The sequence below is a fragment of the Phaeobacter gallaeciensis genome (assembly GCF_001678945.1).
Taxonomy (GTDB): domain Bacteria; phylum Pseudomonadota; class Alphaproteobacteria; order Rhodobacterales; family Rhodobacteraceae; genus Phycobacter; species Phycobacter gallaeciensis_A.
On the sequence record NZ_CP015124.1, the window covers coordinates 36,738 to 50,599 of the forward strand.

At 60.2% G+C, this 13,862-nt stretch carries 9 protein-coding genes; 7 read left to right on the plus strand and 2 right to left on the minus strand.

Annotated features, from left to right (window positions below):
* Positions 1-576 precede the first annotated feature (576 nt).
* Together JL2886_RS00180 and JL2886_RS00185 are read left to right on the plus strand one after the other, a co-directional pair.
* Positions 577-4,251 (plus strand): vitamin B12-dependent ribonucleotide reductase, encoded by a 3,675-nt coding sequence (locus JL2886_RS00180; protein ID WP_065270169.1) that lies wholly within the window; start codon positions 577-579, stop codon positions 4,249-4,251.
* 219 nt (positions 4,252-4,470) lie between these two features.
* Positions 4,471-5,214: a glycosyltransferase family 2 protein gene (locus JL2886_RS00185; RefSeq protein ID WP_065270170.1), complete on the plus strand. Its 744-nt coding sequence runs from the start codon at positions 4,471-4,473 to the stop codon at positions 5,212-5,214.
* Here JL2886_RS00185 and JL2886_RS00190 read toward each other — a convergent pair.
* A complete protein-coding gene (locus JL2886_RS00190; protein WP_133245344.1) occupies positions 5,201-5,980 on the minus strand; it encodes a hypothetical protein in 780 nt (259 codons plus the stop codon). The two genes, JL2886_RS00185 and JL2886_RS00190, sit on opposite strands and share 14 nt — an antisense overlap.
* A 121-nt stretch (positions 5,981-6,101) precedes the next feature.
* The gene (locus tag JL2886_RS00195; protein ID WP_065270172.1) at positions 6,102-7,652 is read right to left on the minus strand and encodes a trimethylamine methyltransferase family protein; all 1,551 of its coding nucleotides are present in this window, start codon (positions 7,650-7,652) and stop codon (positions 6,102-6,104) included.
* A 491-nt stretch (positions 7,653-8,143) separates the two neighbouring features.
* On the opposite strand from JL2886_RS00195, the gene JL2886_RS00200 reads away from it, so the two are divergent.
* The 5 genes from JL2886_RS00200 (at position 8,144) to JL2886_RS00220 (ending at position 13,843) form a co-directional block, all read left to right on the plus strand.
* Positions 8,144-8,692: a hypothetical protein gene (locus tag JL2886_RS00200; RefSeq protein ID WP_065270173.1), complete on the plus strand. Its 549-nt coding sequence runs from the start codon at positions 8,144-8,146 to the stop codon at positions 8,690-8,692.
* Between the two features lie 277 nt (positions 8,693-8,969).
* Positions 8,970-10,376 carry a cysteine--tRNA ligase gene (cysS, locus tag JL2886_RS00205; protein WP_065270174.1) on the plus strand — a complete coding sequence of 469 codons (1,407 nt, stop codon included), beginning with the start codon at positions 8,970-8,972 and terminating at the stop codon, positions 10,374-10,376.
* Positions 10,377-10,486: 110 nt separating this feature from the next.
* A complete protein-coding gene (gene cimA / locus JL2886_RS00210) occupies positions 10,487-12,109 on the plus strand; it encodes a citramalate synthase (protein WP_065270175.1) in 1,623 nt (540 codons plus the stop codon).
* Entirely contained in the window at positions 12,109-13,077 is a 969-nt protein-coding gene (locus tag JL2886_RS00215; protein ID WP_197492329.1) for an alpha/beta fold hydrolase, read from the plus strand. The genes cimA and JL2886_RS00215 overlap by 1 nt, the downstream gene beginning before the upstream one ends.
* Positions 13,067-13,843: a squalene/phytoene synthase family protein gene (locus JL2886_RS00220; RefSeq protein WP_065270176.1), complete on the plus strand. Its 777-nt coding sequence runs from the start codon at positions 13,067-13,069 to the stop codon at positions 13,841-13,843. Before JL2886_RS00215 ends, JL2886_RS00220 begins: the two co-directional genes overlap by 11 nt.
* The last annotated feature ends 19 nt before the right edge of the window (positions 13,844-13,862 follow it).

Here is a 13,862-nt window from a genome sequence, read left to right on the forward strand (position 1 = left end):
GTTTTGCCTAACTTGGCACAGGATTTCAGCAGATAGACTGTGCGCTTCGTGCAACGTGGCAGGTCGGCGCAAAAAGTCCGCTGCCATGTCTCGGAAGTGGACCGCCCGCGGGTGTTAGTGGAGTCGCCGAGGAAGTGGTGGAGGGGCCGTGAGTAAGGTGTTTGCGGCAAACCATTAGTGTTTCGCAAAAAAATACGAGGCTGCCGAAGTGGTGTTGGCAGCTCGGTCAGCCCGCGGGTGCAGTTGGTGAATCGATGAAGCGAACCACGAGCGTTTCCGATTTCACCGGTCAACCAAAAAAATGGTATCTAAGTGGTAAATTTTGCGTTGACCCTCACGGCGTGATTACGCCAAATTGTGGGTGCCGGTTGCTTCGCCACTAAATCTTGTATGTTCTTTGGGCGCTGCAACAAGACTAAACACTAGTAGAGATTCCAAGGACCGGGGCCGGTGTAGGGCTCCCTGGCACGCTTCTGACAGCAGTTGCCGCCTGTTTTCTGTGTTTCTTCATGGCAAGGCTGCGCCGCGACGTGGCCAACAAAAAGACGGGACAGAGCTAATGCGAAGGGGCAGAGCATGAAGATCGAACGGAAGTACACCAAATCTGGTCAGGACGCATATGCGGACCTCGATTTCATCTCGGCTACATCCGAAATTCGAAATCCTGACGGGACCATTGTCTTCCGACTCGAAAACATCGAAGTTCCGGCTGAATGGAGCCAGGTTGCCAGTGATGTCATCGCCCAGAAATACTTTCGCAAAGCCGGTGTTCCGTCCCGCCTGAAAAAAGTCCGCGAAAAGGGCGTGCCAGAATTCCTGTGGCGGTCGGTTCCCGATGGCGATAATGTTGAATTTGTTGGTGAAACCTCTTCCAAACAGGTCTTTGACCGTCTTGCCGGTGGCTGGGCATACTGGGGCTGGAAAGGCGGCTATTTCTCGACCGAGGAAGACGCCCGCGCCTATTACGACGAAATGCGCTATATGCTGGCCTCCCAGCGCGCGGCGCCGAATTCGCCGCAGTGGTTCAACACCGGGCTTCACTGGGCTTATGGCATCGACGGCCCCGCGCAGGGCCACCACTATGTCGATTACAAGACCGGCAAGCTGACCAAATCCGACAGCGCCTATGAACATCCGCAGCCGCACGCCTGTTTCATCCAGTCCGTGTCCGACGATCTGGTAAACGACGGCGGCATCATGGATCTTTGGGTGCGCGAGGCGCGCCTGTTCAAATACGGCTCCGGCACCGGCACCAACTTCAGCCATCTGCGCGGCGAGGGCGAGCCTCTGTCCGGTGGTGGCAAATCTTCGGGCCTGATGGGCTTCCTCAAGATCGGTGACCGGGCAGCCGGCGCGATCAAATCCGGTGGCACCACCCGCCGCGCGGCCAAGATGGTTATCGTCGATGCGGATCACCCCGATATCGAGGATTTCATCCAGTGGAAGGTGATCGAAGAGCAGAAAGTTGCCTCGATCGTTGCGGGTTCGAAGATGCACGAGCAGATGCTGAACGGCATCTTTGCGGCGATCCGCGAATGGGACGGTCTGGAGGCAGACGCCTATGAGCCGAGCAAGAACGAGGGGCTGAAGAAAGCCATCCGCGAAGCGAAAAAGGTCGCGATCCCGGAGACTTATATCAAACGGGTTCTGGATTACGCCAAGCAGGGCCACACTTCGATCGAATTCCCGACCTATGACACCGATTGGGACAGCGATGCCTATTCCTCGGTTTCGGGTCAAAACTCCAACAACTCGATCCGCGTCACCAATGCTTTCCTGCACGCGGTTGAGAAAGATGCCGATTGGGAGCTGATCAACCGTACCGATGGCCGCGTCGCCAAGACCGTCAAGGCGCGTGATCTGTGGGAGAAGGTCGGCCACGCCGCATGGGCCTGTGCCGATCCGGGTATCCAGTTCCATGACACAGTGAATGACTGGCACACATGCCCCGAAGATGGCGAGATCCGCGGATCGAACCCGTGCTCGGAGTATATGTTCCTGGATGACACCGCCTGTAACCTGGCCTCGCTGAACCTCCTGACCTTCCTCAAGGACGGTGAGTTCCAGGCCGAGGACTACATGCATGCCTGCCGCCTGTGGACGTTGACGCTGGAAATCAGCGTGATGATGGCGCAGTTCCCGTCCAAGGAAATTGCGCAGCGGTCTTATGACTTCCGCACGCTGGGTCTGGGATATGCCAATATCGGCGGTCTCTTGATGAACATGGGCTATGGCTATGACAGCGACGAAGGCCGCGCGCTCTGCGGCACGCTCACTGCCATCATGACCGGCGTTGCCTATGCCACTTCGGCCGAAATCTCCTCCGAGCTGGGCCCGTTCCCCGGTTTTGAAAAGAACCGCGACCACATGCTGCGGGTGATGCGCAACCACCGCACCGCCGCCCAGGGGAAGACGACCGGCTATGAAGGGCTGGCGGTGCCGCCGGTGCCGCTCGATCTGAAAAACTGCCCCGATGCACGCCTGACCGATCTGGCCGCAGGTGCCTGGGATGAGGCGCTGGAACTGGGCGAGAAGCACGGCTACCGCAACGCGCAGGCCACCGTGATTGCCCCGACCGGCACCATCGGCCTGGTGATGGATTGCGACACCACCGGGATCGAGCCTGACTTTGCCCTGGTGAAGTTCAAGAAACTGGCCGGTGGCGGCTATTTCAAGATCATCAACCGCTCGGTGCCTGCCGCGCTGGAAGGGCTCGGGTATACCTCGGCCCAGATCGAAGAAATCGTTGCTTATGCCGTCGGCCACGGCACCATCGGCAACGCGCCGGGGATCAACCACACTTCGCTGGCCGGTCACGGCTTTGGCCCCAACGAGCTGGCCAAGATCGACGCCGCACTGGAAAGCGCCTTTGACGTACGTTTCGTGTTCAACCAGTGGACCCTGGGCGAAGAGTTCTGCACCGGTGTTCTGGGCATCCCGGCGACCAAACTGAACGACCCGACCTTTGATCTGCTGCGTCATCTGGGCTTTACCAAGGCCGATATCGAGGCAACCAACGATCACGTCTGCGGCACCATGACCCTGGAGAACGCGCCGCACCTGAAGGAAGAGCACTATCACATCTTCGATTGCGCCAACCCCTGCGGCAAGAAGGGCAAGCGCTACCTGAGCGTTGACAGCCACATCCGTATGATGGCGGCGGCGCAAAGCTTTATCTCGGGCGCGATCTCCAAGACGATCAACATGCCCAACGATGCCACCATCGAAGACTGCCAGAAGGCCTATGAGTTGTCCTGGTCGCTGGGTGTTAAAGCAAACGCGCTCTATCGTGACGGGTCCAAGCTGAGCCAGCCGCTGGCGGCTGCGCTGGTCGAGGATGACGATGAGGCGGCGGAGATCCTGGAAAGCGGTAGCCAGCAGGAAAAGGCCGTCACCCTGGCCGAGAAGATCGTCGAAAAAGTGGTCATCAAGGAGGTGGTGAAATCGCACCGCACCAAGATGCCCCAGCGCCGCAAGGGCTATACCCAGAAGGCGGTTGTCGGCGGGCACAAGGTCTACCTGCGCACCGGCGAGTATGAAGACGGCAACCTTGGCGAGATCTTCATCGACATGCACAAGGAAGGCGCTGGCTTCCGGGCGATGATGAACAACTTTGCCATCGCCGTCTCTGTTGGCCTGCAATATGGCGTGCCGCTGGAAGAGTTCGTCGATGCCTTCACATTCACCAAGTTCGAACCGGCGGGCATGGTGCAGGGCAACGACAGCATCAAGAACGCAACCTCGATCCTCGACTATGTTTTCCGCGAACTGGCGGTCAGCTACCTGGATCGCACCGACCTCGCGCACGTGAAACCCGAAGGCCCCGCATTCGATGATATCGGCCGCGGTGAGGAAGAGGGCGTCTCCAACGTCACCGAGCTGAGCGAAAGCGCCGCAACCCGCTCGCTGGAGGTGCTGAAGCAGATCTCCTCGACCGGGTACTTGCGCAAGCGTCTGCCGCAGGAACTTGTGGTGCTGAACGGCGGGCAGACCGTGCTGGACGGGATCGCGCCGCTTGGCACCGGTGCTGACCCGGTGACTGCGCTGCAAACACTGGTGCCGGAGGTGACTGAAAGCGCAACGGTGACGGAAACGGCTTCGGTTACGGTGACCGGCATGGACGCCCGCACCAAGGCCAAGATGCAGGGCTACGAGGGCGAGGCCTGCGGCGAATGCGGCAACTACACGCTGGTGCGCAACGGCACCTGCATGAAATGCAACACCTGCGGCGCCACTTCGGGCTGCAGCTGAGACCAGATCGGGGGCGAGTGCGCTCGCCCTGGACGCCAAGAAGGCCCAGGCAAAAAAACGCGGGCGGTACACTAATGAGCCTGATTGGCGAAACTCGCCCCCTCCGCATCGGAGGGGGCTTTTTCCTGTGGGGTATCCGTTTCCCCGTTCTGCCGCTTGGCCTTGGCGCGGCTCTTTGCTAGGCCAAGAGTGCAGTCCACCAAGCCCCGGAGAAACGCCATGCCTGCCATAAGTATCTGCATTCCGGCCTATGGCATGGGGGGCAAGGGTGCAGAGTATCTGGCTCAGTCGCTGGAGATCCTGACAGGGCAAAGCTTTCGCGATTTCGAGGTTGTCGTCTCGGACCAATCCGATGATACGGCGGTGGCCGATGTCTGTGCCACTTTCGCGGATCGTCTGACCATGCGCCACATCTGGAACCGCGATGCACCGAGGCAGGCATCGGCCAATGTGAATAATGCCCTGGATCACGCATCCGGTGATATCGTCAAAGTGCTTTTTCAGGACGATTTCCTGAATGGAAGCCGTGCCTTGGGTGATATTGTTGAAGCGATGGATGGGGGGGGCGACTGGCTGTTGTGTGGCTCCGGTATCAGCCGCAATAGCGGGTCGGTTGAACGCTCCATGGTGCCGCGACTGACTGAGAAGTTGCAGTTTGGCAAAAACACCGTCTCAAGCCCATCGGTGCTGGCAATGCGGCGCAGCCGTATGCAGCTGTTTGATGAAAACCTGATCTGGCTGATGGATGTGGACCTCTACAAACGGCTGTGGGATGCGCTTGGCGATCCGGTGATCCTGCCGCAGACGCTGGTGGTGAACCGGATACATGAGGGGCAGGTCAGCGCCGGCGTTTCAAAATCGCTGCGCCAGAAAGAGCTGCGCTATGTCCGCCAGAAATTCGCCGCCTCCACATCCCTTTCAGGTTATCTTGAATACCTGCGCCAAAGGATCAAGGCTCTCTAGAGTTTCGGGCCAGCAGTTGGTGCAGACGCCCGGTATCCTTTTTGAAATCCTGTGTTTCGTGGGAGTTCATCTGGAAATGCTGCAAAACCTCACGGTCGTACAGGTTGTGCCTTCCTGTCAAAATGCAAAACAATTTGATGGCACGCTCGAACGCATGCCCGGACGGGCGACTGTTTCCCATCGCAAGGCCAAGCGGCGTAAACCAACGCACGAAATCGGACAGCGTATCGCGGCGCATAGCCACGTTGTTTGTGGCAGGCCAGTTCTTGTCGGTTGCTGAGGCCATGTGGCTGCGCAGGATCGGTTTGATGTCAAACCCATACACCTTCTTCACGGCCTCACGCAGGGGCGCGTAACCCATGTTGTCACGGATAAAATTCCGATCTGCCATGGGGACAGGGCTATATCCCAGCACCGCGTCTGGATCGGTTTGAAGCTGGGACAGCGTGGTGCTGGAGAAACTTTCGCTTACGGTTACATCGTATTGAATCAGCGCAACAAATTCCGTCAGGGGGACAGCGTTATTGATGCAGGCGTACCAAGACGTGAAGTCTACGAGGAATTTGTAATCCTCAATATTGTCAGCCTGTTCCCGGGCAATGATGACGCGATCCATGGCGCGAACCTTATCTACCGGCCCTTTGCCTACGAACATATAGGTGACAGGGCACCCAATCGTTTGGAATTTGTTCTCAGCTTCATACTGCAGAAGAAGGTCCTGATCGTGGATGGTCACGATTGCGGATAATTGGGAGGGAGGTGTCATCGTATGCTCCAACAGGGCGCTGCTTTCTCCGCAGCGGACGCTCCCCTATATGGACCATTCGACAGCCCAACACTAGGTGCGAGCACCGGAATGCCTGAGACCCTCAGGTGCTCGCGCTGTGTCAACTGGGCAAATGGATGGGGAACCGCTCCCTTATGACCCGGTCCAGATCCGGGGGAAGGCGCGCCGGGCTTCGGCGTGACAGGATCTCCTCCTTCCGCTGCCGTGCCTTGTGCAACAGATCCGGCTTCCCTTTTTCCTCCCACTCCTTGGGGGAGGTGCGATCCCCAAGGGTTGGATAGACATGGTCGGCCTGCATCCGTGACAGGGTTTGCGCCGTTCCAAGATAGTGACCACTGCCACCAAGGCAAACCTCGGCGATTTGATCCAGCGCCAGGGTTTCATCTGTCACCTCGATCCCCCGCACGCAGCGCAGCGCCTGACCGATCAGATCATCGCCAAGGATCAGAGATTCGTGGCAGAACCCCAGCAGCGACGCGTGCATTCCGGCGGCCTCATAGACCATGTTGAGGCCGGAAAGGCCGGCCATGACGTTGGAGCACATCTGCTCCCATCCCGCCTGCATGTCCGGCAATTTTGCATCCGCGATCCCCGCCGCCGCGCCGCCGGGTAGGCCGTAGAACCGGTGCATCTGTGCACAGCCTGCCGTCAGCAACGCCTGTTCACCCGATCCGCCGGTCATAGCGCCGGTGCGCAAGTCCAGCCCAAATGGCCAGGTGCCAAAAATCGCAGGATGTCTGGGGCTTACGGCGTTGACGTAAACCAGCCCTGCCAGGCATTCAGCCACTGCCTGCACGATCGCGCCCGCGATGGTTGATGGCGCAGTGGCCCCGGCCATTCCCGCCGACAGCAGCAAGACAGGAACGCCGTGGCGAATGCATTCCTCCATCACCAGACAGCTTTCAGTGGCGAATTTCATCGGCGGCACCACAAAGCAGTTGGAATTGGAGACAAAGGGGCGTTCGCGCCATTTCTCCTCGCCACCTGCGATCATGTGCAGCATCTCCACGGCGGGCGCGACAAAGCTCGCGTCGGTGAATGAGGTGCCAATGTGTTTGAAGGTCCCCGAACAGCAGGCGTAGATGGTGTTGAGGTCAAGTTCGCGGCTGTCGGTGATGTCCCGGGCTACCATGGGGCGCTGTACGAAATGGATATTGTCAAGCGCGTCGCAGATCCGGGCGGCGTCATGCAGGTCCTGCAAGGTGGACTCGCGATAGGCGCGGCCGTCGACGTCAACCATATGTACCGCTGCGCCTGCCGTTCCGTAGTGCACCCGGGTGCCGGAGAGGTCTAGGTCGGTCTGCCCGTCGCGGCTGAACAGGGTGACGGATCTGTTGGCGCGGGCCAGGGTATCTTCGACCAAGGCGCGGGGAAAACGCAGGCGCCCGTCGCTGCCCAGCGTGCAGCCAGCAGCGGTCAGGTAATCAATGCCACTTTGTGGGGCGTCGGCAAGGCCAATACGTTCCAGCGCATCAAGGGCAGCGTGGTGGATTTTCTCCACATCGGCCTGTGACAGGGGCGAATAGGCGCCGCCGGACATACCGGGGCGGATGGGACGGAGGGCGCGGTCCAGTGGCGCGGCGCGCGCGGCGCGGCGGGCCGCACGCCCACCGCTGCGTAAATTGGTGCGGATTGTCGGATCAGAAGTCATGGAAAATCCCGTGAATAGATAGGGTTACCTTCTTTTGTTAAGCGGATAACCCGATCTTGGCCGACCGCGCGCGGCAAGACCCCGCGCGGCGCCGATGGTGCGCCAGACCAGACTGACCAAGCATTGCTCCTCCTGCATCCGTGCGCCCCCCTTTCACGGTTTCAGGATGGCAGCGCGACAAGGCAAAACTATCGTGTTTGCGACCGATGTGAAAAAAACGTCATCTATTTCACGAGCGCGCTCGGACGATGGAGGGTTGCGTGGGGACGCCCCGCAAGGGCTGGGGAATGTTCTGGAAATTTTACTGTCGGAAAGTGTTGTGTTTTCAAAATGTTATAACGAAGCGGTGATTTTGCGAGGGAATGGCCGCAGCACACGCGATACGGGAACCAAGTGTTAAGAGATTTTTGACAAGCTGGATCACGGGGATGCCGCGCCATCACTGGCGTAAAATACCGTACCGATACGGGTGCGAAAACAGGACCGAAACAATGTCAGGGGTTTTCAAGCTTCATCATCTCAGCACCAATGTCATCGGGGCGATGACCGGGCTTGCGCTGGCCATTCCCGCAGCGGCGGGGGACTGGTCCACCTCCTTTGTGGCACGCTCTCTGGGGCAGGCGGGATCCGGCGGTATCGGTGCATATGTCGCTCGGTCGGGGCTGCAGTCAAACGGGGCTGCCACGCTGCAGGCTGGGTTCGATCATGACTATGGTGAGCTTGTCCTCGGTGGCACGGTCCGGCAGGGCGGCGGCCTGGATATTACTGGCCTTGGCGGTCAGTCGGACAGTCAACAGCTGCATCTGCGGGCCGGATATGATTTTGGCGATGCCCTTGGCTATGTCACGCTGGGCGAGGTTCAGCACGGTGCGTCCTCTGGTCTGGCGCCGAGCCAGGTCTTTGGTCTCGGGTTGCGGGTCTCGGTGAACCGGGTGTTGCAGATGACCGGCGAATTTCTACACCATGATGTCGATCCTGCGGCCGCGCAGGCGGGACAGGGCGGCGATATCCTTTCGGTAAGGGCCGCGTTCCGGTTCTGAAGGCGGCGGCGTGTCTGCGGAGGGTCGGCAAGAGCGTCGGCAGAAAGAGCCAGCATAGCATCGCGAAACGCTTGGCGACCGGGCTGCGGCGTGCTAACAGCCATCCCATGAACCGAACCGCCGCGCCTATCTCCATTAGCTGCTGCATTACCTGCTGAATTTCACAGCGGGCTGGTTTCTGTCGTTCCCTTCCAACTGACAACTTGCTAAGCCCGCGCTGCGCCCCCGTGCGCCTGGCCTTGAGCCCTGCACGCCCGTGCCTGTCAAAGGAGCTGTCATGACGACGACCGATACAGTGACCCAACCGGTGATCAAACTGCACAACACGAAGACCCGCAAGAAAGAGGTCTTCACTCCGATCGATCCGGAAAACGTGCGGATGTATGTCTGTGGTCCCACTGTCTATGATCGGGCGCATCTGGGCAACGCCCGCCCAGTGGTGGTGTTCGACGTGCTCTACCGGCTGCTGCGGCACGTCTATGGCGCGGATCACGTGACCTATGCGCGCAACTTCACCGACGTGGATGACAAGATCAACGCCCGCGCTGCCGAAAGCGGTCGTGCGATCGGTGAGATCACCGCCGAGACGACCCAGTGGTTTCTGGATGACATGGGTGCCCTCGGCGCGCTGGAGCCGAACCACATGCCGCGGGCAACGGAATATATTCCCCAGATGGTCGCGATGATCGAGGATCTGATCGCCAAGGGCCACGCCTATGCCGCCGAAGGGCATGTGCTCTTTGCCGTCGACAGCTGGCGCGAGGGCTATGGCAAGCTGTCGGGGCGCTCGGTCGACGACATGATCGCGGGCGCCCGGGTCGAGGTCGCGCCCTACAAGAAGAACCCGATGGATTTCGTGCTGTGGAAACCGTCGAGCGACGATCTGCCCGGTTGGGACAGTCCCTGGGGCCGCGGGCGCCCCGGCTGGCATATCGAATGCTCGGCCATGTCCTATGAGATTTTAGGCGAGACCTTTGATATTCACGGCGGCGGCAACGATCTGATGTTCCCGCACCACGAAAACGAGATCGCGCAAAGCTGCTGCGCCCATCCTGAAGGCGAGTTCGCGCGCTACTGGCTGCACAATGAGATGCTGCAGGTCGAAGGCAAGAAGATGTCGAAATCGCTCGGCAATTTCTTCACCGTGCATGACCTGCTGGACCAGGGCATTCCGGGCGAGGTGATCCGGTTTGTCTTCCTGTCGACACACTATCGCAAACCGATGGACTGGACCGAGAAGAAGGCAAAGGAGGCTGAGGCGACGCTTTCAGATTTTAAGTCACTTGTCTTTGAAATTGAGGCGACGGTTGTTGACGATGGTGTTCTCGAAGCACTTGCAGATGACTTGAATACCTCGAAGGCTATCACGCGCTTACACGAGCTGAAGAAGACAGGGGACTATGGGCGCCTAAAAGCATCCCTCGCATTTATGGGGTTTGATCTCAGCACGATCGAGAGTTGGTGGGGCGGGGCCAAAGAGCGTGAGGCATTGCCTGGAGAAGAGCTTATTGGGGAGATTGTTCAAACTCGTCATAGAGCGAAGATGGATAAGGACTGGGCAACAGCAGACAGGCTACGTGATATTTTGACGAAGGCGGGTGTCATTCTTTACGACAGCAAAGACAAGCCAGCGAGATGGGAGGTTGGTCCCGATTTCGATGTAACCAAGCTGGAAGACATCTGAAACGAACCGCCCGGAGCATGTCACCGGGCAGCGCCCGACCCGCCCCCACGGGCGGGCGCTTTACGCCCACCCCGGGCCGGGCGCCGCCCGGTGAACACAACGAGGCAGGAATGAGCAAAGAACGTCTCTACCTTTACGACACCACGCTGCGCGATGGGCAGCAGACGCAGGGCGTGCAGTTCTCGACCGCGGAAAAGCAGCAGATCGCCGAGGCGCTGGATGATCTCGGTATCGACTACATCGAAGGTGGCTGGCCCGGTGCCAATCCGACCGACAGCGCCTTTTTCGAGGTGGCGCCGAAAACCCGCGCGCGGCTGGCGGCCTTTGGCATGACGAAACGGGCAGGGCGCTCGGCCGCGAATGACGATGTTCTGGCAGCAGTGATGAACGCGGGAACCGATACGGTCTGCCTGGTGGGCAAATCACACGATTACCACGTAACGGCCGCGCTTGGCATCACGCTGGAAGAGAACCTTGAGAATATCGGTGCCTCGGTGGCGCATATCGTGGCCGAGGGACGCGAGGCGCTGTTTGACGCTGAACATTTCTTTGATGGCTACAAGGACAATGCGGAGTATGCGCTGGCCGCCTGCCGTGCCGCTCTGGATGCGGGGGCGCGCTGGGTGGTGCTGTGCGACACCAACGGCGGCACCATGCCCGCCGAGGTCTATCGCATCGTGACCGAGGTAATTGCCGCAGGCATCCCCGGGGAGCGTCTGGGCATCCATACGCATAACGACACAGAAAACGCCGTGGCCTGTTCGCTGGCGGCCGTGGATGCTGGCGTGCGGCAGGTGCAGGGCACGCTGAACGGGCTGGGCGAACGCTGTGGCAATGCCAATCTGACGACGCTGATCCCTTCGCTGCTGCTGAAGGAACCCTACGCCAGCCAGTTTGAAACCGGCGTCAGCTTTGAGGCGCTGACCGGCCTCACACAGCAAAGCCGGATGCTGGATGATATCCTCAACCGGGTGCCGATGAAGCAGGCGCCCTATGTTGGGGCCTCGGCCTTTGCCCATAAGGCAGGGCTGCACGCCAGCGCGATCCTGAAGGATCCGTCGACCTATGAGCATATCCAGCCTGAACTGGTGGGTAACGCGCGCATCATTCCCATGTCCAATCAGGCCGGTCAGTCGAACCTGCGCAAGCGGCTGACCGACGCCGGGCTGAATGTGGAAAAGGGCGATCCGGCACTGGCGCGGATCCTAGACCGGATCAAGGCGCGCGAGGATGAAGGATACTCCTACGACACGGCGCAGGCCTCGTTTGAGCTGCTGGCGCGCGAAGAGCTGGGGCAACTGCCGACATTCTTCGAGGTGAAGCGCTACAAGGTTACGGTGGAGCGGCGCAAGAACAAGTACAACAAGATGGTCAGCCTGTCTGAGGCGGTGGTGGTGATCAAGGTCGACGGCGAGAAACGTCTGTCGGTTAGCGAATCCATGGATGAAACCGGCAGCGACCGCGGGCCGGTCAACGCGTTGGCGAAGGCGCTGGCCAAGGATCTGGGGCGTTACTCCGAGGTGATCGACGATATGCGTCTGGTGGACTTCAAGGTGCGCATCACTCAAGGCGGCACCGAAGCGGTGACGCGTGTGGTTATCGACAGCGCCGACAATCAGGGCCGCCGCTGGTCCACGGTCGGCGTCAGCCCGAACATCATCGACGCCTCTTTCGAGGCGCTGCTGGATGCGATCCGCTGGAAGCTGATACGCGACTGCGCGCCGGAAGCATGATGGAAGCGCTGATCCGGGCGGCGGCTATCGGTCTGGCCATCACGGCGGTGCTGCCCTTTGCTTTGATCCTGTCGCAGAGGCCTGCAGATATGCTGCCTGCGGCGCCGGAAAAGGGGCTGGATTTCTCTGCGGTCTCTGCGGGGCCGGACATGCCAGAGCCGGAGACCGTTCCGATGCGGGATGGCTATCCGCTGCAGGTGCGCAGCTTCGACAACGGCGTCGGGCCGCTGGTCGTCATGGTGCATGGTTCCGGCTGGAATGGGCTGCAGTATGCCACGCTTGCACGGCAGATCGCAGGACATGTTCTGGTGCCGGATCTGCGCGGGCACGGAGCCGCCCCCGGGCGGCGCGGCGATGTGGAGTATATTGGCCAGCTAGAGGATGACCTTGCGGACCTGATCGCAGCCCGCGTGCAACCGCGGCAGAAAGTTGTTCTGCTGGGGCATTCCTCGGGCGGCGGGCTGGTGGTGCGCTTTGCCGGGGGGCAACATGGGGGCAGGCTGGACCGCGCCGTTCTTCTGGCGCCGTTCCTGAAGTATGACGCCCCGACAACCCGCAAGAATTCCGGCGGATGGGCGCAGCCGCTGACGCGCCGGATCATCGGGCTTTCGATGCTGAATGCCTTGGGGATCACGTGGTTCAATCACCTGACCGTGATCCAGTTCGCCATGCCGAAACAGGTTCTGGACGGACCGCTGGGGCATCTGGCGACGACGGAATATTCCTATCGGCTCAACACCTCATACGCACCGCGAAGCGACTATCTAGCGGACATTAGGGCTCTTCCGGAGTTCTTTGTAATGGCAGGGGAAAAGGATGAAGCCTTTGTCGCGGAGGGCTATGAGCCACTGATGGCGCCAGTGACGCACCGGGGGAGCTATCGCATCATTCCGGGTGTCGGCCATCTTGGCATCGTCGATGCGCCGGAAACTGCAATGGCCGTGAAGGAGTTCCTAAATGGAATTTGACGACGATCTGAAGGGCTGCGCCGAGTTGGTCCGGCAGGGCGATCCGGACCGCTTCATGGCGACCATGGCGGCGCCCGTTGCAGCGCGTCCGCTTCTGTTCGCGCTTTATGCCTTCAATCTTGAACTCTCCCGCGCGCCCTGGGCCAGCCAGGAAAGCATGATCGCAGAGATGCGGGTGCAATGGTGGCGCGATGTCGGCGCCGAAATCGCAGAGGCGAAGCAGGTGCGCCGTCACTATGTGGCGACCCCGCTTGGGCGGCTGCTGCGCCCCGAACTTGCGAAAGAGATTGATCCCATGGCCGAGGCGCGGCGCTGGGACATCTACCGCGATCCTTTTGAGGATGAAGCGGCGTTTGATACCTATATCGATGCCACCTCGGGTAGCCTTTTATGGATGGCAGCAGCTTCGCTGGGCGAGGCGGAAGAAGAAACTGTGCGCGCCTTTGGACGTGGCATAGGCATTGCCAACTGGCTGCGCGCAATCCCGGAGCTGGAAAAACAAAAACGCGTGCCCTTGCTCGATGGCACCACCAAGGGTGTGCAGCAGCTGGCGGAAAAGGGATACCAATATCTGGCGCAAGCGCGGCGCGCGCGCGGCAGCGTGTCGACGGCAGCGGCCCCGGCGATGCTGGCGGGCTGGCAGGCGCAGAGTATCCTGAAGCAGGCGATCGGGGAGCCAGAACGGGTTGCGGCAGGCGCGCTTGGCACCAGCGAATTCCGCCGCCGCGGCGGGCTGATGATGCGAGCCGCACTGGGGCGCTGGTAGACGGGCGCGTTTGAGCCCG

Coding starts and splice junctions, on each gene's coding strand:
- JL2886_RS00190 (WP_133245344.1), bottom strand. CDS start 5,980: ATGACACCTCCCTCCCAATTATCCGCAATCGTGACCATCCACGATCAG.
- JL2886_RS00195 (WP_065270172.1), bottom strand. CDS start 7,652: ATGACTTCTGATCCGACAATCCGCACCAATTTACGCAGCGGTGGGCGT.
- JL2886_RS00215 (WP_197492329.1), top strand. CDS start 12,109: ATGGAAGCGCTGATCCGGGCGGCGGCTATCGGTCTGGCCATCACGGCG.
- JL2886_RS00200 (WP_065270173.1), top strand. CDS start 8,144: ATGTCAGGGGTTTTCAAGCTTCATCATCTCAGCACCAATGTCATCGGG.
- JL2886_RS00185 (WP_065270170.1), top strand. CDS start 4,471: ATGCCTGCCATAAGTATCTGCATTCCGGCCTATGGCATGGGGGGCAAG.
- JL2886_RS00180 (WP_065270169.1), top strand. CDS start 577: ATGAAGATCGAACGGAAGTACACCAAATCTGGTCAGGACGCATATGCG.
- JL2886_RS00220 (WP_065270176.1), top strand. CDS start 13,067: ATGGAATTTGACGACGATCTGAAGGGCTGCGCCGAGTTGGTCCGGCAG.
- cimA (WP_065270175.1), top strand. CDS start 10,487: ATGAGCAAAGAACGTCTCTACCTTTACGACACCACGCTGCGCGATGGG.
- cysS (WP_065270174.1), top strand. CDS start 8,970: ATGACGACGACCGATACAGTGACCCAACCGGTGATCAAACTGCACAAC.